The 20,409-nt window shown below is 39.3% G+C and carries 18 protein-coding genes; all 18 read left to right on the top strand.

Annotated features, from left to right (window positions below; genetic code table 11):
* Nucleotides 1–4 precede the first annotated feature (4 nt).
* The 18 genes from hemC to B1A77_RS00240 all read left to right on the top strand — a co-directional run bounded on the left by hemC (nt 5) and on the right by B1A77_RS00240 (nt 20,343).
* The gene (hemC, locus tag B1A77_RS00325; protein WP_004695234.1) at nt 5–943 is read left to right on the top strand and encodes a hydroxymethylbilane synthase; all 939 of its coding nucleotides are present in this window, start codon (nt 5–7) and stop codon (nt 941–943) included.
* On the top strand, nt 940–2,448 hold the full coding sequence (cobA, locus tag B1A77_RS00320) for a uroporphyrinogen-III C-methyltransferase (protein WP_077707611.1): 1,509 nt from the start codon (nt 940–942) through the stop codon (nt 2,446–2,448). Before hemC ends, cobA begins: the two co-directional genes overlap by 4 nt.
* Before the next feature lie 9 nt (nt 2,449–2,457).
* Nucleotides 2,458–3,432 (top strand): porphobilinogen synthase, encoded by a 975-nt coding sequence (hemB, locus tag B1A77_RS00315; RefSeq protein ID WP_077707610.1) that lies wholly within the window; start codon nt 2,458–2,460, stop codon nt 3,430–3,432.
* A 9-nt stretch (nt 3,433–3,441) separates the two neighbouring features.
* Nucleotides 3,442–4,746 carry a glutamate-1-semialdehyde 2,1-aminomutase gene (hemL, locus tag B1A77_RS00310; protein ID WP_077707609.1) on the top strand — a complete coding sequence of 435 codons (1,305 nt, stop codon included), beginning with the start codon at nt 3,442–3,444 and terminating at the stop codon, nt 4,744–4,746.
* 46 nt (nt 4,747–4,792) lie between these two features.
* On the top strand, nt 4,793–5,254 hold the full coding sequence (locus tag B1A77_RS00305) for a helix-turn-helix domain-containing protein (RefSeq protein WP_077707608.1): 462 nt from the start codon (nt 4,793–4,795) through the stop codon (nt 5,252–5,254).
* 301 nt (nt 5,255–5,555) lie between these two features.
* The gene (locus B1A77_RS00300) at nt 5,556–6,308 is read left to right on the top strand and encodes a hypothetical protein (protein ID WP_012864734.1); all 753 of its coding nucleotides are present in this window, start codon (nt 5,556–5,558) and stop codon (nt 6,306–6,308) included.
* A 155-nt stretch (nt 6,309–6,463) separates the two neighbouring features.
* Nucleotides 6,464–6,712, top strand: coding sequence for a hypothetical protein (locus B1A77_RS00295; RefSeq protein ID WP_012864733.1), 249 nt, complete (start codon nt 6,464–6,466; stop codon nt 6,710–6,712).
* A gap of 75 nt (nt 6,713–6,787) precedes the next feature.
* Nucleotides 6,788–7,552, top strand: a complete 765-nt coding sequence (locus B1A77_RS00290) for a DUF3969 family protein (RefSeq protein ID WP_077707607.1) — start codon at nt 6,788–6,790, stop codon at nt 7,550–7,552.
* Between the two features lie 270 nt (nt 7,553–7,822).
* Nucleotides 7,823–8,707: an immunity protein YezG family protein gene (locus B1A77_RS00285; RefSeq protein WP_077707606.1), complete on the top strand. Its 885-nt coding sequence runs from the start codon at nt 7,823–7,825 to the stop codon at nt 8,705–8,707.
* A 469-nt stretch (nt 8,708–9,176) separates the two neighbouring features.
* Nucleotides 9,177–9,449 carry a hypothetical protein gene (locus B1A77_RS10115; protein WP_187658824.1) on the top strand — a complete coding sequence of 91 codons (273 nt, stop codon included), beginning with the start codon at nt 9,177–9,179 and terminating at the stop codon, nt 9,447–9,449.
* Between the two features lie 181 nt (nt 9,450–9,630).
* Nucleotides 9,631–9,975, top strand: coding sequence for a hypothetical protein (locus tag B1A77_RS00275; RefSeq protein ID WP_229039603.1), 345 nt, complete (start codon nt 9,631–9,633; stop codon nt 9,973–9,975).
* A gap of 23 nt (nt 9,976–9,998) precedes the next feature.
* Nucleotides 9,999–10,478 carry a hypothetical protein gene (locus B1A77_RS00270; protein WP_077707604.1) on the top strand — a complete coding sequence of 160 codons (480 nt, stop codon included), beginning with the start codon at nt 9,999–10,001 and terminating at the stop codon, nt 10,476–10,478.
* Between the two features lie 234 nt (nt 10,479–10,712).
* A complete protein-coding gene (locus B1A77_RS00265; protein ID WP_077707603.1) occupies nt 10,713–11,480 on the top strand; it encodes a M48 family metallopeptidase in 768 nt (255 codons plus the stop codon).
* 12 nt (nt 11,481–11,492) lie between these two features.
* Entirely contained in the window at nt 11,493–14,900 is a 3,408-nt protein-coding gene (locus B1A77_RS00260; protein WP_077707602.1) for a DNA polymerase III subunit alpha, read from the top strand.
* Between the two features lie 199 nt (nt 14,901–15,099).
* Nucleotides 15,100–16,848, top strand: coding sequence for a pyruvate kinase (pyk, locus tag B1A77_RS00255; RefSeq protein ID WP_077707601.1), 1,749 nt, complete (start codon nt 15,100–15,102; stop codon nt 16,846–16,848).
* Between the two features lie 35 nt (nt 16,849–16,883).
* Entirely contained in the window at nt 16,884–17,627 is a 744-nt protein-coding gene (locus tag B1A77_RS00250; protein WP_004696809.1) for a Bax inhibitor-1/YccA family protein, read from the top strand.
* 13 nt (nt 17,628–17,640) lie between these two features.
* Entirely contained in the window at nt 17,641–18,552 is a 912-nt protein-coding gene (locus B1A77_RS00245) for a LysR family transcriptional regulator (RefSeq protein WP_077707600.1), read from the top strand.
* 387 nt (nt 18,553–18,939) lie between these two features.
* A complete protein-coding gene (locus B1A77_RS00240) occupies nt 18,940–20,343 on the top strand; it encodes a DASS family sodium-coupled anion symporter (RefSeq protein ID WP_012864718.1) in 1,404 nt (467 codons plus the stop codon).
* The last annotated feature ends 66 nt before the right edge of the window (nt 20,344–20,409 follow it).

Below are 20,409 nucleotides of genomic sequence, written 5' to 3'. Positions count from 1 at the left end.
TGCCATGAGAGATCATATTCGAATCGGCACGCGAAAAAGTGCCCTTGCCCTATGGCAGGCTGAACATATTAGTGCAGAATTACAACGTCTGTACCCCAATATTACGGTAGAGCTAGTTCACTTTAATACAAAGGGTGACCGTATTTTAGAGAAACCACTGGCTCAAGTTGGTGGTAAAGGTTTATTTACTGCTGAATTAGAAGAGGCTATGCATGCAGGCGACATCGACATCGCCGTACATAGCTTAAAGGATATGCCTACAGAGTTGCCAGAAGGCCTTACTCTTGGTGCCATCTCCGCTCGTGAAGTGCCTTATGATGCACTAGTGAGTCCCGTGTATAAAACACTGGACAAATTGCCACAAGGCGCTCGCGTTGGCACTAGTAGTTTACGCCGGCAAGCACAGCTATTACATGTCCGACCTGACCTAAAGGTAGAGGTTATTCGCGGTAATGTGCAGACTCGTTTGAGCAAGATTGAAACGGAAAAGCTAGACGGTGTTATCTTGGCTCAAGCAGGCCTTAAGCGATTGGGGTTAGAAGACCAAATTACACAAGTCTTCAAGGCCGACGAAATGATTCCTGCCGTTGGACAAGGGGCACTCGCTATCGAGTGTCGTGCCGACGATACGGAGATGCTTGACATGTTGGATCCTATCAACGATGAAGCAACGCGTTATGCCGTTGAAGGGGAGCGTAGTTTCTTGCGTCAATTAAATGGTGGTTGTCAAGTGCCAATGGGCGTACATGGCACCATCAATAAAGGTCAATTGACTTTAAAGGCTATGATTGCATCCCTCGATGGAAAAACTGTGTACGAAGGGGAAATCTCTGGTCCCGCTAAAAAAGGCGAGATCCTTGGTAAAAATCTTGCAAAAGCCTTATATGAAGAAGGGGGCAAACGTATTGTGGATGCTCTCATAGAGGAAGGAATCATAAAATGACAGGTATGGTATATCTAATCGGTGCAGGCCCTGGCGATGTTAAACTCATCACTGTAAAAGGCCGTGAATGCATCGAAAAAGCAGATGTAATTGTATATGATTATTTAGCGGATGCTCATCTGTTAGAGTGGGCGCGCCCAGATGCAGAATTAATTTACGCTGGTAAGCAGTGTAAAGAGCACACAATGCATCAATGGGAAATCAATGAGCTATTAGTCCAAAAAGGTAAAGAAGGCAAAATCGTAGCACGATTAAAAGGCGGTGATCCGCTCGTATTTGGTCGTGGTGGTGAAGAAGCGATGGCTCTTGGCGAAGCCGGTGTGCCATTTGAGTTCGTGCCAGGTGTAACATCTCCTATCGCAGCGCCTGCCTATGCAGGGATTCCTGTAACACAACGCGCTATGGCCACATCCTTTGCGGTGGTAACAGGTCATGAGGATCCTACAAAAGCAGTATCTGGCATCCATTGGGAAGGCCTTGCTACGGCGGTAGATACACTTTGCTTTGTAATGGGTGTTGGTAACTTGCCTGTCATTGCGGAAAAATTGATGGCTCATGGGCGAGCAGCCTCTACACCAGTAGCGCTTGTTCGGTGGGGAACAAAAACAGTACAAGAGGTATTAGTTTCTACCCTTGAACATGTCGTTGAAGATGTAGCAAAGGCTCAATTGAAAGCGCCAGCTATCATCGTAGTAGGTGATGTTGTCAACCTTCGTGAAAAATTACAATGGTTCGATAATAAACCTTTATTCGGAAAAACTGTTGTGGTCACACGCGCTCGCTCCCAAGCAAGTGCATTCCGCGAAAAATTAGCGGCTCAAGGCGCAAATGTAGTGGAAGCAGCGGCAATCAAAACATCTCCATTGGAATTGTTTGAGGAAGATAAACGTATCATTAATAATACAAAACAATACCAATGCATCGTATTCACATCTGGTGAAGGGGTTCGCTACTTCTTCGATGCTCTATATAAAGAAGGCAAAGATACACGTGCTTTAGGTAATTCTAAAGTGGCGGCTATCGGCTGTGCTACGGCTCGTGAACTTCATAAGTATGGCATCGTACCGGATATCATTCCTGTAGACTATAAGGCTGAATCTGCTGTAGAGGCTCTTGAAGAAGAACTCAATGCAGGGGATTCTGTACTGTTGATTCAACCAAAGGTAGCACGCGATGTGATTCCACGTTGCTTGCGTCACCGCGATATGAATGTAGATATCTTGCGTTTATACGAAACTACACAAGATACATCTCAACAAGAAGCATTAGTAACAGCGTTAACAGAAGGCAATGTAGATTATATTACCTTCACAAGCTCCTCTACTGTAACAAATACAATCCAATTATTGGGCGACAATGCACTAGAGCTATTAGGCAAAACTAAAGTGGCTTGCATCGGTCCAATTACGGCTGCTACGGCTATGAGTGCAGGTCTTAAACCGGCTATCATCAGCGATGTATATACAACAGATGGCTTAGTAAATGCTATTGTAAAAGACATTTAGGAGGATTACATGTACGATTTAACATACCGTCCTCGCCGCTTGCGTATCAATCCAGAAATGCGTGATTTGGTACGCGAAACGACACTCGACGTAACTGATTTGATTTATCCATTATTTATCGTGCCTGGTGAAGGTATCAAAAAAGAAATCGACACATTGCCAGGTCAATATCACTTGTCTGTTGATGAGGCTGTGAAAGTAGCTCAAGAGGCTTATGATCTTGGTGTGCGTGGTGTAGAAATCTTTGGTATTCCTACATATAAAGATGAGCAAGGTTCCTCTGCTTGGGATATGTCCCAACCAGTACAACAAGCCATCAAAGCCATCCGCGAAGCCGTGCCAAATCTTTTGGTTATTTCTGATGTATGCTTGTGCCAATATACCTCTACCGGTCACTGTGGCATGATTGATGACCATGAAATCTTGAACGACGAAACATTACCATTGCTTTGTAAAGTTGCGGTAAGCCAAGCAGAAGCTGGTGCACATATGGTGGCTCCATCCGATATGATGGACGGTCGCGTAGGTGCTATTCGTGAAGCCCTTGATGCGGCAGGTTATACCAATGTATCCATCATGAGTTATGCAGCAAAATATGCATCTGCTTACTATGGGCCGTTCCGCGGAGCTGTTAATTCTGCGCCAAAATTTGGTGACCGCAAATCTTATCAAATGGACCCGGCTAATCGTTTAGAAGCTTTCAGAGAAATCGAACTCGACATCGCTGAAGGTGCAGATATTATCATGATTAAACCGGCCTTGTCCTACTTGGACATCGTTCGTGAAACGCGTGACCGCTATGAATTGCCTGTGGCGGTATACAATGTATCCGGCGAATATGCGATGGTTAAATCTGCTGCTACGGCTGGTCTCATCGACGAAGAACGTCTCGTTATGGAAACAATGCTGTCTATGAAGCGTGCTGGTGCTAAAATCATCATTACGTACCATGCCTTAGATATTGCTAAATGGTTACAACAATAAGGAGGAACTATGTTCCAACTCGGTAAATCTGAAAAGGCCTTTAACGAGGCTAAACGTTATATGCCAGGCGGCGTAAATAGCCCTGTTCGCTCTTATCGCAGCGTAGGCTCTAACCCTCCGTTTATTAGCAGCGCCAGTGGCAGCCGCATTTATGATATCGATAACAACGAATACATCGACTATGTGTTGAGCTGGGGTCCTATGATTTTGGGCCATGCGAATCCTGAAGTTATTGCTAGTTTGCAAGAGGCGATTCCTCGTGGTACTAGCTATGGTGCGCCTACACTACTAGAAACAGAATTGGCTAAAAAGATACAAGCCTTCATGCCATCTATGGAGGTTATCCGCCTCGTAAACTCTGGTACAGAGGCTACCATGAGTGCCTTGCGCGTAGCTCGTGGCTATACTGGTCGCGATCGTATCGTAAAATTTGTAGGCTGTTACCATGGTCATAGTGATGCGCTCTTGGTGAAAGCTGGCTCTGGCCTTGCTACTTTTGGCGTGCCGGATAGCCCTGGCGTTCCTCAAGGCGTAGCAGAGAATACCATAACATTGCCGTACAATGATTCTGATGCGGTTCGTAAATTATTTGACGAGATCGGCGATACTATTGCGGCTATCATCGTGGAACCTGTAGCAGGTAATATGGGCTGTGTGCCTCCAGTACCAAGTTTCCTCGAAACCTTGCGCGAAGTAACTAAGGCTCACGGTGCTGTACTGATTTTTGACGAAGTTATGTGTGGCTTCCGCGCTAGTAGTGGCGGTGCTCAAAAACGTTACAAGATTAAACCAGATCTTACATGCCTTGGTAAAATCGTTGGCGGTGGCATGCCACTTGCCGTGTTTGGTGGCTCTCGCGAGATTATGAACCAAATTGCACCAGCTGGTCCTATCTACCAAGCTGGTACATTGAGTGGTAACCCAATTGCCGTTACCTCTGGTTTGGCAACGCTTTCCATTCTGCAACGTGATCCAACGGTGTTTAAACAAGTAGAAGATACGACGATTGCCCTTTGTGAAGGCTTTGAAAGATTGGCGGCACAATATAATGTGCCTGTTGTAGTACAACGTGTAGGCTCTATGTTCACCATCTTCTTTACTGACAAACCAGTTAAGAACTTTGATGATGCTGCAGCGTGCAACGAAGAACAATTTAAGATGTTCTTCCATCATAACTTGAGCCATGGTATTTACTATGCGCCAAGCCCTTATGAAAGTAATTTCGTATCTATCTGCCATAAGAGCGGTGAAGTGGAACGCACATTAGCCGTTGCTGATGAAGCTTTCAAAAAAATCAGTGATACATTATTATAAAAGTATATAGTTTGTAGTTGTTTATGTATCGATACAGGTGATGAACATGCAGTTTTACAAGAACTTAAAGCGTGCTCGCGTGCGCATGGGCAAAAGCCAAATCGAAGTAGCAAAGGCCGTAGGTATCAGTAATGCGGCGCTTTCAAATTACGAAACAGGGTATCGCGAACCAGATTTAGATACACTCTGTGCTCTGTCTCGCTATTATGGATTGACCTTGGATGAGCTGTTGGATGTAAATGGAGAAGAACACGAGCCCATCTATGATCTCAGTCCTGTACTAAAAAATAAATACATCGCCTATAAAGGTGAAGTATTCGAGTTGAAAGACTCACAAAAACGTGCGCTCTTGCGCGAGCTCGACAATCTGTTTACTAAATTTGAGAAATCAAAAGTAGAAGATAAGGACAGCAAGCCAAAGACGTACAAACATGGGAACCCTCATATCAATCGGGCTGGCCTAGCTAGCAGTGCGGGTAGTTTAGCGGCACGACGAAATATAAAGTAGTTTAATATACTAACATTGTAGATTGAGTGAGACATGTTTATTTGAACAATTTAATTAACTTAATTATAAAAAGTACCATCTATTTGGGGAGCTAAACGACACATAAGTCGTCCCTTGATAGATGGTACTTTTTTTGCCGCAACATAACAAAATATTCGTTGGTGGTATACGCTAGTTTAACATATAATTGAATTATAGAAGGGGAATAAATATTTATTAATTAGATATGATATTTGATATTATTAAAAGATGTTGGTGTTTTGTATGAAGCTATTTGATTATATAGCTTAGGTAGTTTGGTATGAAAAAAATTTGTTCTTTAATACTGATTGTTATAGCAATTATTAGTACCACTATTTATCAGTATTATTATCACGATGGTTCTCCTAATAATATAGTTATTCTGGATGAGTCCCATGAATTAGTAGATACATCAATTAAAGAAACCGTCTCTAGTCGTATTTTAGCCGTATATCTTGATGAGCCTTACTATTATTATTTAGGCTATGATGGAATCGGTCGATATGATATTAGAAATCACATGTTAGATGTTCTAGAATTTGAAATTTACGGTGATGAGACTGGCAAGCATAAAATTAATTATTCAAGATCTAAGATGATTGTTAATAAGAAATCTAAGTTAGAAGCTTTTTCAAAAGAGACTTTAGATAACTTTGAAAAAATGCTGATGAACTCAGAACGTGGTGCTAAATATTATAATAAACGATGGTATCATTCAGGCTATGAAGCCACATTTCTCGACTTAGATAAGCATCTAATTATTACAAATGACGTAAGAGGAATAAAAGAGACTCCTACTAAAATCTTAATATTTAATGTTAGTGGTTTTATTATCATTGATAAAGAAACAAATAATATACAAGTATATTTTGATGAAAGTATTGCTGGTAAAAAGGTTAGAGACTCTTTAATTACTATGTTGAAATATAACTATGGCGATTATCTAACCATATTAAATAGTCTTGATGAAATTGGGAAAGACGAACGGACCATCTTGTTACAATTAAGAGATAATTATGTTAATAAAAAGTAGTAATATATTATATTTATATTCATAATATTGTGTAGTAAAAATTGAGAGTACTTTAACGAGTTGATTTGATGGAGTTGTTAGTTTTGAAAAAGATAGGAATGTAAATATTCTATTTAGTATGTATTATCTTAATTATAAGGAGATTTAGTAGATCGATGGAGTTCTTTGATTCTTTTTTGAATTTATATGATACAAATTATGAGGTTAAAGGTACAATTCAGGCTATAGGATTTTTAATTGCATTTATTTGTATTCCTGAGTTGATTGGTAATCATGATAGTATAGAATCTTTTACTTCAGCTAAGCCTATAGTGAGATGTGTAGTAAGGATTATTTTGAGTATTTTCTTATTTTTTGCAATATTTACTTTGTTGGGTTTGCTGATGGATAATGGACTATTATAATTCACTAAGTAAAACGGGTTAATGATGAACGTATAGATTTTAAGCTAGAATAAATTAGTGGATAGAGGTATAAATATGATCTATTTTAAAAGTAAAAAAAGCTTAGATACATTTTTAATGGTCTTTATATTGGGTGCTGTTAAGGCATATAGACGAAATTATATTGACTTGACCATTTTAGAATATTACATATTTAGTATGTTAATTCGATTAATGTGTAGAAAAGCACATCTGTCCGATAAACTGTTAAATATAATTGGTGATGGGATGAGTTTAGAGGATGTTGATGAGTGGATGGCTCGTAGAATCCCTATACCAGCATTAAATGATACGTTAGATGATATTGAATGCAGTAGTTGGATTGCTTTAATAGAACGGGAGTTAGAGGGTAATACTTTATCTGAAGTGTTAAAGATTTCTACACATGATGAAAAGAAGTTCGGTATCTATTTCTTTACCGATTATGTAGAGGAGATATTTTGGGCGTTGTTTTTGTTAGGATTGTATGAAGTCTTACAAAAACCTGAATTCATTTCTGAATCAATCTTAAGTTGTATTAAACAGACCTATTTGTCTGAAATATATACGTGTGAACGTATTCAGAATGAAGATCTTCAAGCATGTATTTCCAATTTACAGGAGATAGCGGATACTAATATATCCGGGCAATTAAGTAAAGATTTAATTACTATGAAAGCAAAATTAGCATCATTACAGATATTATTACCATTTTATGATGTGAGTTTTGACAAGTTAAAAACAGGCATTGATTTAAAAGCTACTAAAGGGATGTTTTGGCAGATTAAAGTTTCAGGGGAGTTTATAGACTTAGGATTATAGATTCTAGAAGATTTTTAAGTTGTATATATACTTATGATTATTATTTAAGAAAACTAAGCTAGAAGACTTTTCAAAAGAGGCTTTATATAACGTTAGAAAAATGCTAATGAACTCAGACCATGATGCTAAATACTAACAATAATCGCTGGTATTATTTAGGTTATGACCTAACATTTCTTGATTTAGATAAACATCGAATCATTACTAATGATGATGTAAGAGGAATAGAAGATTTTCTGACGAAATTCCTAATAATTAATGTGAGGATATATGGATATATATATTAATAAAATAAGAGATATACTTATTGATTGTATGCCAATACATTGGTATAAGTGTTATTTGTTTTTTGAATGTACAGAATCAGGTATGAGTTCGGCTTGTTATTATGTAAAAACCCCGGCTGGTTCAATCATTAGTTATGGAGATTTGCTATATAATTGCAGTGATGAAAAAGTAAAATCTATAAAAGCTGGAACTAGTGAGATTTTAACGTATGTACGTTTACTTCATGAAGCCTCTACAGAACAATGGACGTGGGGAACAATGTATATTTCACGCGATGATTATGAGCCACATTGTGAATTTCATAATGACCCTGTAACTGACGATTGCTGGCTCCAAAATAGATATAAGTGGGTATATAAAAACTTTGGTGTTTTGGAAAATGAAGATGAATTTGATCCGGATGTATATAAAGAAATGCTAAAAGGTCCACGAGGTGTTTTATTATTGGAAGATATGGAATCTCGTGTATTAGCAAAAAATTATACTGCCATTGATAAGGCATTTAAGTTAAAGCATAAAAGCTTAGAATCGGAACTTGAAAAACATTATAATAAAGTAGCCAAAAGTATATACAAGTTAACGCCTCTAAATTGGCATCGTGCTAAATTACACTTTGATATGAATGTTAATAATTCCTCTGTAGAGCTTTTGGTTTATAAAACTGAGGATGATTCATATATTACAAAGTATGTAGAAAATAATGATGAAGAGCCGGCTATTATTTCGGAAGTTATGTATAATTTAAAGAATGAAATTTTATCAATGATTGAGACTTTTAAATTCTATAATCAAAATCCGTTCTCTGGATTAATATTTATATTAACAGCTAATGGTGAAGTATCTTTAGAATTATCTTACTCAGATTAGTAGGTTAGTATTACATACTATTATAATGACACCTATACCACCAACAAGGGCTTGGTATAGGTGTCATTTTTATATTACAAAATGATAAAAAATCATTATTACTTAAAATCTAAGTAGTTCTATTAAAATCACCAGATTTCTAAGTTTTTATGAGTGTTTTATGATAAAATAAAAGATATGAATATCTCAACAACTAGATTTATTATTTATAATAGAGATATTATTGAGTATAAGATGACGTGAGTTTATGGAGAAATATTACTAATATACAAATATGAATAAAATAATTGTTTTTATTAAAGGTCTACTGCAGTTATCCACGATATTGGTAGGTATATTTGGTCTATTTCTCTTTATAGGTGGGGGTTGGTTATATCATGATTTACAGTATCGGTATGTAGTTGATAGCAGATACAATACAATTTTTGATAAGGCCAACAGTGTATATCTCATTAATAAAGGTATTTCGATGGATATTATTAATGATAAAATTTATGCGATGAATGATGATGTCTATGTTATTATTAATCAAGAGAGCAATACAATTATTGTATATTATTTAAATCCAGAAGATGTTGAAATTATAAATAATTTTACAAGATTACAACAATGGTATTACGGTGATAATATGATATTACAACCGATTGAAAGTTTAGGTCCATCTGAAACATTTGATATATATAAGAAATTGTCAGAAGCGCCTGGAAGGTTTCAATCACAAGGTAGCCGAATTTCTTTTTAATAGCAGTATAATTTTAGATTCCAAGTTCTAATAACGTAGTTAGGACTTGGAATCTTTTATTATTTTTTGATCAGTTTAAGCGGTAGTCATTAAATATAAAACTTCTTAATTAAAGAGGAGTATTATGTTACTTATATTAAATAAGTCCTATTAAAATTACCGGAATTTTATGATTTTATGAGTGTCTTATGATAAAATAGATGCTGCATTTGGTAATGCTAAAGCTGCATTCGGAAAATTAAAGATTGGTGTTAGAATGACAAAAATTTCTGAAGATAAAGTTCATGTGGTTGGGCAAGCAAAAGATTTATATAATTTTGAATGGCTTCCTGATTACGATAATAAAATCGGATCTATTCCTCCGGCAGAGCTTTCTACTGCGTATATAGATAAACTATGGTCTATGGTAATGAGTGCATCAAAGGAGAGTGCATTAATTGCTGCAGCTAATATTGCATATTTAGAACAGAGAGCTAGAATTATAAAGCCTTTTAAATATGGAATTCAAATTGATACTGTTATTTAAGCTGAAGTGAGAGCATAGTAGAGATGAAATATATATTAATTATTTTGGTAAGTATTTTGAGTTTAGCAGTATGCTCAATAATCTATATTGGTGAATCTAATTCATATAAATATGAACCTCGTTATTTTTTGGGATATTCCAAGGGTGAAAATTATATATTGGATAATAAAACTGGGTCCACATTAGAATATAATGGATACTCTTACGAATCACAATTAAACTATCTATATAGTTATGGAAAAACAGGTTTTCTAAAAATTGATTTAATTTTAGATCAAATATACTATTTATTTGATGAGGAAACCGATGAAAATTATAAAAAATATACTTTAAACAACTATTTGATAGAGAAAAAAGAGCTAGAAAAAGAACAGAAACCAATTCACATACATATTTTATCTAGTAAGGCAGACCTAACTTCTGAGGAACAGGATATTTATAATCGGTTGAAAGATAAGAAGATGAGATATCCTAATCGTTCTATTATTGTTAAAGTAAAATAATATGCTTAATATTTTGGTAATTTGGATGCTTCGTAAGACAAGCTTGTGATGTATTTATTAAGACTTTTCTATACTAATAAATAATTTGATATTACAGATTATTTTAATGACACCTATACCACCCATAAGGGCTTGGTATAGGTGTCATTTTTATATTACAAAATAGTAAAAAATCAGAATTACTTAAAATCTAAGTCATTCTATTAAAATCACTAGAATTTTACGATTTTATGAGTGTTTTATGATAAAATAAAAGGTATGAATACTTCAACAACTAGGTCTATTACCTATAATGGCGACAGAATTGAATATGAGTTAACCATCAAGCGTGTGAAGAACATGAACATGCGCATTACCAGGGATGGTGTGATCCATGTGTCGGCGAATGGGTACATACCGGATTATGTGGTGGATAAATTTGTCATCGAAAATATGCCCTCCATTGAGCGGGCTCGTTACAAGATTGATGCATTGAATGCCAAGTGCGTTGAGGCGTTGCAGTATGTGAATGGTGAAAGCTTATCAATTCTTGGTATTCTCGTTACCTTACGCCTAGTTGAGCAGGATGGAAAGCCTCATATCGGCTTTGACGGAAAAGCCATCCTTACCATGGTAGTACCTCGTGGTACGACCTTTGAAGCAAAGCATAAATTAATGCAAAGTTATTGGCGTAATTTAGGGGAGAAGGTCTTTGTCCACTGGGCGAAGGTCGTATATCAGCGCTTTCACAAGCAAGGTATTGATGTACCTATGCCAACCATAAAGCAGCAGCGCATGAAGAGCCGTTGGGGTTCTTGTACGCCTGCAAAGCAGCTCATTAAGATGAATACCCGCTTATTAGAGGGGCCACAGGCGTATATTGAATACGTTATGGTTCATGAGTTTGCCCATTTTAAATATTTAGACCATTCCAAGAACTTTCACAATCTCGTGGCACAGTTTTTGCCAGATTGGAAGGTCCGCAAGAAGTCATTGAACGTGTATTTTGCTCATCGCCCTTAAAGGAGGTGTACCATGCAGCCATTTGTACATTTACATAGTCATACAGAATTTAGTTTGCTGGACGGCATCAGTCGTTTGCCTGACATGGTACGTCGTGCGAAGGAGTTAAATCAGCCGGCCCTTGCCATTACAGACCACGGCAATATGTACGCCGCCATTTATTTCTATAAAGAGTGTATGGCCCAAGGCATTAAGCCTATCATTGGTTGTGAAGTATATGTAACGGAAAATAGCCGATTCGATCGTCCAGAAGGTCGCAGCCGTGAAAGACTAAAACATCTTATCTTGTTGGCTGAGACCATGGAAGGGTATCGTAATCTCGTTAAAATCGTATCTAAAGCATCTACAGAAGGTATGTTGTATCGTCCTCGTGCAGATCGTGATTTATTGCGCCAATACAGCAAGGGTATAATTGCCCTTAGTGCTTGTATTCAAGGAGAAATCCCTCAGTATATCTTGCAAGATAATATGGAGGGCGCGAAGCGTTCCATCGAATGGTATATTGAGACGTACGGGAAAGACAATTTCTTCTTGGAAATCCAAAATCACGGGTTACCAGAAGAAGCAAAGGCACAAGAGGAGCTCATTAAGCTCAGCAAGGAATACGGTCTTGGCATCGTAGCGTCTAATGACTTCCACTATGTCTTAAAAGAGGATGCAGACGCTCAGGATATTAAGGTTTGTATTTCTACAGGCCGCCGCCGTGCCGAAGTGGACCGCTTAAAGTTCCCTAATGATGAGTTCTATTTGAAATCCGGGGATGAGATGGCGCAGTTGTTCTCTCATATTCCTGGGGCCATTGAAAACACATTAAAAATTGCAGAGCGCTGTAACGTAGAATTCAACTTCGACGAACATCACTTGCCTCACTTTGATGTGCCAGAAGGGGAAACGTCTAAAACGTATTTACGTAAGGTTTGTGAACAAGAAATTCCACGCCTTTATGGTGAAACGTCTGAAGAGTTACAAAAGCGTCTCGACTACGAGTTAGATGTTATCGGTACGATGGGTTTTGAGGATTACTTCCTCATCGTATGGGACTATGTACGATATGCCCGTGAGCACGATATCTTAGTAGGTCCAGGTCGTGGTTCTGCAGCTGGTTCTGTAGTAGCCTATCTATTAGGTATTACAGGTCTTGATCCATTAAAATACGATTTGCTCTTTGAACGGTTCCTCAATCCGGAACGTGTCAGTATGCCCGATATCGATATTGACTTCTGCTATGAAAAACGTGGTCAAGCTATCGAATATGTAACGCGAAAATACGGACAGGAGCGCGTATCCCAGATTATTACCTTTGGTACAGAGGCAGCGCGTGCCGTAATTCGTGACGTAGGTCGCGTGCTGGACTTACCACTGGCTGAAGTGAACCGCATCGCTAAGATGATTCCCAACGAACTAGGGATTACCTTGGATAAGGCTTTACAAGGTAAAGAGTTAAAGGCTTTATACGAAGCTGATCCAAACGTTAAAGAATTATTTGATTTTGGTAAAAAGCTAGAAGGCATAGCGCGAAATTCGTCCACGCATGCGGCGGGCGTCGTAATTTCTGCGGACCCTCTAGATGACCACGTACCAGTACAAAATGCCAACGATGAAGGCTTTGTAACGCAGTACGATAAGGATAACATCGAGGAATTAGGGCTTTTAAAAATGGACTTCTTGGGCCTCCGTACCTTGACGGTTATGGGGGATGCCTTAAAGCTCATCAAGGCGAACCGTGGTATTGACCTAGACTTAGATGCCATTCCGCTTGATGATAAGGCGGCGTGTGACATTCTCACAAAAGGCGACACCTCTGGTGTATTCCAGCTTGAGTCGGAAGGTATTACAAAGCTTGTAATGGACCTTAAGCCTGAGCATTTTGAAGATTTAATTCCATTGGTAGCCTTGTATCGTCCAGGCCCACTAGGCTCTGGGATGGTGGCGGACTTTATCGACCGCCGTCACGGTAAAAAAGAGGTTACCTATTTACATCCAATTTTAGAACCGATTTTAAAAGATACCTTTGGTGTAATCTTATACCAAGAACAGGTTATGCAGATTGCGTCCGCCATGGGTGGTTTCTCCCTTGGTCAAGCGGACTTGATGCGCCGTGCTATGGGCAAGAAAAAGGAATCTGTTCTAAAGGCACAACGGGAGTCCTTTATTCAAGGCTCTGTAGCGAACGGTATTACCGAGTCCGTTGCGAATGAAGTATTCGATTTGCTCGTATACTTCGCTGGTTACGGCTTTAATAAATCACATAGTGCGGCTTATGCGTATATCGCGTACCAAACGGCGTACTTGAAAGCCCATTATTTCCCTGAATTCATGGCGGCTACCATGACGAGCTTCATGCAGAACATGCAAAAGTTGACGTATTACATCAACTCCTGCAAGAAGCACAATGTTAAGGTTTTAGGTCCAGATATTAACTATTCTGAGCGCAGCTTTGCCGTGCAAGACGACGCCATTCGTTTCGGTCTTGGTGGTATTAAGAACGTAGGGGATAATGCCATCGATCGTTTGATTCGTGAGCGCAATGAGCACGGTCTGTATACGGATATCGTGGACTTCTGCAAACGGGTGGACAATAAGGTTGTTAATAAACGACTTCTTGAAAGTCTCATTCGCTGCGGCGCCATGGATGGCTTCAAGGAAAATCGTAACCAATTGTTGCACATGTATGAAAGCGCACAAGCCGTTGGTGCTAAAGAGCAAAAAGATGCTGCTATGGGTACCATGAACCTCTTTGGCGATATGGAAGAATCTGTCGATTTCATCCCTGTTCCCAATGTGGAGGATTTATCGGAAGACGATAAGTTAAAGGATGAAAAAGAATATACCGGCTTTTACATTACGGGGCATCCATTGCAAGGATATGCGAAAGAATTGGAAGGTCTCTTTGAACTGGGTGCTCTCGTAGAAAATCCAGAGCAATACGATGGCCAAACCATTACCTTTGGTGGCCTCATCGAAAATAAATCGGATCGCATGACAAAGCGCAATGAGGTTATGTCCATTCTTCGCATCGAAGATTATTCTGGTGCGGCTAATGTAGTGGCATTCCCTAAGGTCTTTAGTCAAAGTCAGCAATTCCTTGCGGTCGATATGATTGTTAAGGTAAAAGGCCGGGTTGATGCGGATGAAAAGGGTGTGCAAATCATTGCAGACCGTATTACGCCATTAAAGGTAAACTATGGGCAGGCAAAACAGGTGGCAATCCACATTTATAGCCAATATGATACACCAGAAAATAGCGAAGCCTTAAAACGCGTATTGACTAGCACCGCTGGCTCTGTGCCAACGTCGTTATATTTACACCGTCAACGAAAACGCATTAATTTACCACCAAATATGTGCTTTGACCCTAGTGATGAATCTATCAGGGCTATTGAATCTATTCTAGGCGAGGGCTCCGTAGAGGTACAGTAAACATATAATGTTAACACAAGTATGTGCGACATATAATGAGCATATATAGGTGTAACATGTAATAAGCATATACTTGATACATAAGTATATAAATGGTGTAGAGAAACATATGTTGCGTGAGGCATAGATAGCTTTCACCAACATTGATATAATAAGAAATGAAAGATCCAATCTTGGAGGTGCTTTCATAGGAGGAAAGATGAAACGTACAAAAATTGTATGTACTGTAGGTCCGGGAACGGATAAATTTGGTATCTTAGAAGATATGATGCGGGCGGGCATGAACGTAGCTCGTTTTAACTTCTCCCACGGATCCCATGAAGAGCAAGCAGAACGCATGCAAATGGTGCGCGATGCGGCGATGATTGTGAATAAACCAATCGCATTAATGCTCGATACAAAAGGTCCAGAGGTACGTCTTGGTCTATTTAAAGAGGGCAAGGTATTTCTCGAAGCCGGTCAACAATTTACGTTGACTACAGATGATGTGGAAGGTACAAAAGAGCTTAGCTCCGTGAACTACAAAGGTCTTACAGGCGATGTGTCCGTAGGGGATAAAGTCCTCTTGGCTGATGGGCTTGTAACACTTGTTATCGATGCTATCGAAGGTAATAATATCGTTACAACTGTTCAAAACAGCGGGGAAATCGGTAACCGCAAGCGTGTAGCCGTACCAGGTGTAGCACTAAGCTTGCCACCCGTATCTGAACAGGATGAAGCAGACTTGCGCTTTGGTTGTCAACAAGGGGTAGACTTTGTGGCCGCATCCTTTATGCAACGCGGTAAAGACATTGTGGCTATTCGACGGATTCTTGAGTCTGAGAAAAAAGATATCAAGATTATCGCGAAAATTGAAAATGCGGAAGGCGTTAAAAATATCGATGAAATCTTGGAAGTAGCTGACGGTCTCATGGTTGCTCGTGGCGATCTCGGTGTAGAAATTCCTGCAGAAGAGGTGCCAGTACTTCAAAAGATGATGATTGAAAAATGTAATGACTTGGGGAAACCCGTTATTACGGCGACACAAATGCTCGAATCTATGATTCAAAACCCACGTCCAACACGTGCGGAAGCAAGTGACGTAGCCAACGCTATTTTGGATGGTACCGATGCGATTATGTTGTCTGGCGAAACGGCTAATGGTTTCTATCCTGTAGAAGCTGTTGCGACCATGACTCGTATTGCAGAGGTAACGGAGAAGGCTGCTATTTACGATAGCTATAGTCGCGCTCGTGAGGATGAAGAAATGACTACTACAAGCGCCGTATGCTTAGCTAGTGTGCGCGTAGCTCAAAATCTCGGGGCCACAGCTATTTTGACATGTACTGAATCTGGTCATACCGCACTTAGCGTGGCTCGTCATCGTCCAGATTGTAAAATCATCGCTGTTACACCTCATGAGGAAACTATCCGTCGCATGCAATTATGCTGGGGTGTAGAGGCTATCAAGGGGCATGAAATCATTAACTCCGATGAAATGGTTAAGCAAGCCATTACTGGTGCTCTTGGCACTGGCGCCATCGAGTCTGGTGACCTCGTAGTTGTTACTGCTGGTGTGCCATCTGGTGCCACAGGCACGACCAATATGATTCGCGTTCACATTGCAGGTCGAGTACTCTTGTCTGGTAATGGTATATTACGTAAATCCGTTACAGGTAATGTGTATATTGCGGCTAATCATAAGGACAATTATGAAAGCTTCAAAGACGGCGATATCCTCGTGGTAGGTACAATGGAGCCTGAATTGATGGTCATTGCAAAACGCGCTGGCGGTATCATCGCAGTAGAAGATGGTTATACATCGGACAGTGCTATTGCGGGCATTACGTATGGTATTCCTGTTATCTTAGGTGCTAAAAATGCCCATGAAGTGCTCCTCGAAGGTCAAGAAGTGACAATCGATGGCGAACGTGGTAAGGTATTTGCGGGCATTGCCAATGCTCGATAATCGCTATAAATGATAATTAAATAAGGAGGGATAGTATGAATCCATATAATGTAACAGGACCTACTGCAGCTGAGGTTGCACAGGTTGAAAGTATCGTATCCCAACGATTAAAAGGCTCTTTCTTGTGGATGGTTGTAGGTTTGCTTACAACCATCGGTGTTGGCTTTGCCGCATTAGCAAATCCAAACTGGTTACGTTTTGCGTATCAAAACTTTAATATTATTTTATTAGTAGAGCTTGGTGTGGTATTCCTATTTAGTGCTCGTGCATATTCTGCTAATATAATGACGTTACGTGGTATGTTCTTCCTCTATAGTGCTTTGAATGGTCTCACATTGACCTTGGTATCTTTGCGATATGATGTGTTTGATGTAGTTATTCCAGCCTTAGTAGGTACGTTAGCATTCTTTATTGGCTTTGCTGTGGTAGGGGCTACAACTAAGCGTAATTTATCATCCCTTACACCATATGTATTAGCTGCCTTAATTGGTATGATTATCGTATCTGTGGTCATGATGGGGGCCCGTTTCTTTAACTGGACTGTACTCAGTGGCTTTAGTGATACTGTTAGTTTAGTTCTAGGTTATGTAGGTGTTGTAGTATTCTCTATCTTTACAGCTATCGATGTGAACCGTATTAAAAATAATGTGACACAAGTGGCGCTCATGGAGGATGAAACCATTTTAGACCGCATTGAAATCACTGGTGCTTTGAGCCTTTATTTAGATTTCATTAACTTATTCTTATCCTTATTACGCATCTTTGGTAATAAGCGATAACAAAGGAGTTTGTATGGACGATAGAGAATGGCAAACCTTTGTTACTGTTGTCGATGAAGGCAATATTACAAGGGCTGCAGAAAAATTATTTTTATCGCAACCAGCGTTGAGCTATCGGTTGCGCCATATAGAAAAAGCCTTGGGCCATTCTCTGTTGTTGCGAACTGCTGAAGGGATTGCCCTCACGGCACAAGGCGAAATTTTCTATGATTACTGCAAGCGAATGATGCAAGAACAAGAGGCCTTGGAGAATGCTATGAATTCCGCTTCTGGCAAGATTCAAGGGACATTGAAAATCGCATCATCTATTAACTTTGCAGACTATGAACTACCAGCCTTATTGAGATCTTTCCGAGAACAATATCCAGATGTTCACATTCAAGTGAAGACTGCTTTCAGCCATCAAGTGGTAAAGATGTTTAATACCGGTGACTGTATGGTCGCCTTTGCTCGTGGTGGTTATGACGTGTCTGGCAAGTCTGAATTGTTACTAGCAGAACCATATTGTTTAGTATATAAAGAATTAGTGCCACCTGAATCCTTGGTAAAAGTACCATTCATTAATTATCAAACAGATGCATCGGTGGCAAATATTATCGAAACTTGGTGTGCAGAACATTTTGATGAGCCTCCAAGTGTGGCGATGGATGTAAACTCTATGAGTACGTGTCGTCACTTTGTTCGTGCTGGCCTTGGTTGGTCTATCTTGACCTATATGGGACTTGGATCTTGTAAGGATAAAGATATTTATGTGAGTCCATTGCGTAGCAAAGATGGTGAATATATCACCCGTGATACGAATATGGTGTACACAAAAGATGCGGAAAACTTGGTTGTAGTAAAAACATTTATCGAATATGTTCGTAATTACTACAAAGAACATACCGTAGTGGATGACAGTATATTTAGAGAATATAAAGCATAGGATGTATTATAATAGAGTATATCTGTGAGATTTTCTAACTATTTATCCATGCTGTTTCAGTATTGGACTTTTTCGATATAATAACTCATAATATAGAATAAGAGCAATATAGTACCATGTAAGTGCATGTATATCCCCTTTGGGGAGGTATACATGCATTTTTTTCATTTGGAACTACAATTCTATGCTCAAAATGCATAAAAAGTATGATTAGTAGATATAAAAGTTTTTATAACCCCTATAAAGGTAATCTATTTTTCATTTTACTTTTAAACATTTATAATGAGGGTAGACTTAATCAATGTAATCGACGTCGCGAGCGGTTATGTTGTTAAAGACTAGATGATTTTATGTATGCCTAAGTTAGTTAGAAAGGGAAAGACACACATGAAAGACAAATTATGGCGCATTGGCCTTATGGTAGCCATCGTCGCATTTATGTGGTTCGGTGGCACACCTGAAGGCCTCAAACCAGAAGTATGGAAATTATTTGGTATTTATTTAGCTACTATCGTGGGCTTGGTATTAAAACCATTCCCAGTTCCTATTACAGTATTATTAGGTGTTGCTACATCTTCTGTTTTATTGAACAATACAAAAGATGTATTAGTTGGTTACAGCAATACAGCATTGTGGTTGATCTTCGCAGCCTTCGCTTTATCCGTTGCATTCGGTAAAACTGGCCTTGGTCACCGCATTGCGTACTACTTGGTTCGCGCTTTTGGTAGTACAACACTTCGTCTTGGTTATGTAACTGCATTCCTTGATATGATCTTATCTCCTGCAACACCATCCAACACAGCTCGTGCGGCAGGTATCGTATATCCAATCAACTTGTCCATCGCTGAAGCGGTTGGTTCTTATCCTGGTGAGACTGCTAAAAAAGCAGGTGCTTACCTCTTGCAGAATGGTTACTTTGCAACTAAAGTAACATCCTTCTTCTTTGCGACAGCAATGGCGCCAAACTTATTGGCTTTAGACTTCATTACTAAATTGACTGGTGTAACTTTAAACTGGGCTCAATGGGCATTAGCTATGTTCGTACCTGGTTTCATCATGTTAATGCTTATCCCACTTATTGGCTACATGTATGAACGTCCAAGTGTAAAAGACATCGACAACAAGAAAATTGCTGCTGACGGTTTGGCGGAATTAGGACCTATGAAAGCGTCCGAAAAAGGTCTTATCGCTATCGCACTTCTTGCAATCGTAGGCTGGATTCTTCCTACTTTTGATGTTACTCTTAATGCAACAGCAGTTGCTATCGTAGCGATGCTTGCTACATTCGTATTTGGTATTATTACTTGGGATGATTTGCTCAAAACTAAAGCTGCTTGGAACACATTGATTTGGTTTGGTGGTATCTTGGGCTTATCCTCTGCATTGACTAAAGGTAAATTCTTCGAATGGTTGGCTAAATACTTAGAAACTCACATGAACTTCGGTTTAGATCCATTCATGATGCTTATCCTTATCTCCATTGTTTCCGTTGCGGTTCGTTACTTCTTCGCATCTGGTACTGCATACATCTCCGCGATGCTTCCAGTATTCTTGATTTTAGGTGTTAACGCAGGCGTGGATCCTACATTACTTGCTTTCATCTTGATCGGCACAAACTCCTATGGTGGTTCCGTAACTCACTACGGTGCTGCTCCTGGTCCAATCATCTTCTCCGCTGGTTACAACAACGTAAAAGATTGGTGGACAGTTGGTTTGATTTCCGCTTTAGTATGTTTAGTATTGAACTACGTAATCGGTATCCCTTGGTGGAAAATCACTGGTTTCATGTAATATGAAGCTTTCACTATGGAGTGTTAGAATTTAATTGTTAGTATTCAATGTCTGTACTGGGCTCTC

Origin of the sequence: Veillonella parvula (genome assembly GCF_002005185.1) — a bacterium.
Classification (GTDB): domain Bacteria; phylum Bacillota; class Negativicutes; order Veillonellales; family Veillonellaceae; genus Veillonella; species Veillonella parvula_M.
Note: the sequence above shows the minus strand (reverse complement) of the source record. Positions and strands in the feature narration are given on the sequence as shown.

What these genes read in the sequence shown, in the direction of transcription:
- hemB (WP_077707610.1), top strand. Translation starts at nt 2,458, where the DNA reads ATGTACGATTTAACATACCGTCCTCGCCGCTTGCGTATCAATCCAGAA.
- cobA (WP_077707611.1), top strand. Translation starts at nt 940, where the DNA reads ATGACAGGTATGGTATATCTAATCGGTGCAGGCCCTGGCGATGTTAAA.
- B1A77_RS00240 (WP_012864718.1), top strand. Translation starts at nt 18,940, where the DNA reads ATGAAAGACAAATTATGGCGCATTGGCCTTATGGTAGCCATCGTCGCA.
- B1A77_RS00270 (WP_077707604.1), top strand. Translation starts at nt 9,999, where the DNA reads ATGAAATATATATTAATTATTTTGGTAAGTATTTTGAGTTTAGCAGTA.
- B1A77_RS00285 (WP_077707606.1), top strand. Translation starts at nt 7,823, where the DNA reads ATGGATATATATATTAATAAAATAAGAGATATACTTATTGATTGTATG.
- B1A77_RS00295 (WP_012864733.1), top strand. Translation starts at nt 6,464, where the DNA reads ATGGAGTTCTTTGATTCTTTTTTGAATTTATATGATACAAATTATGAG.
- B1A77_RS00260 (WP_077707602.1), top strand. Translation starts at nt 11,493, where the DNA reads ATGCAGCCATTTGTACATTTACATAGTCATACAGAATTTAGTTTGCTG.
- B1A77_RS00290 (WP_077707607.1), top strand. Translation starts at nt 6,788, where the DNA reads ATGATCTATTTTAAAAGTAAAAAAAGCTTAGATACATTTTTAATGGTC.
- B1A77_RS00305 (WP_077707608.1), top strand. Translation starts at nt 4,793, where the DNA reads ATGCAGTTTTACAAGAACTTAAAGCGTGCTCGCGTGCGCATGGGCAAA.
- hemC (WP_004695234.1), top strand. Translation starts at nt 5, where the DNA reads ATGAGAGATCATATTCGAATCGGCACGCGAAAAAGTGCCCTTGCCCTA.
- B1A77_RS00245 (WP_077707600.1), top strand. Translation starts at nt 17,641, where the DNA reads ATGGACGATAGAGAATGGCAAACCTTTGTTACTGTTGTCGATGAAGGC.
- B1A77_RS10115 (WP_187658824.1), top strand. Translation starts at nt 9,177, where the DNA reads ATGGATATTATTAATGATAAAATTTATGCGATGAATGATGATGTCTAT.
- B1A77_RS00300 (WP_012864734.1), top strand. Translation starts at nt 5,556, where the DNA reads ATGAAAAAAATTTGTTCTTTAATACTGATTGTTATAGCAATTATTAGT.
- B1A77_RS00250 (WP_004696809.1), top strand. Translation starts at nt 16,884, where the DNA reads ATGAATCCATATAATGTAACAGGACCTACTGCAGCTGAGGTTGCACAG.
- pyk (WP_077707601.1), top strand. Translation starts at nt 15,100, where the DNA reads ATGAAACGTACAAAAATTGTATGTACTGTAGGTCCGGGAACGGATAAA.
- hemL (WP_077707609.1), top strand. Translation starts at nt 3,442, where the DNA reads ATGTTCCAACTCGGTAAATCTGAAAAGGCCTTTAACGAGGCTAAACGT.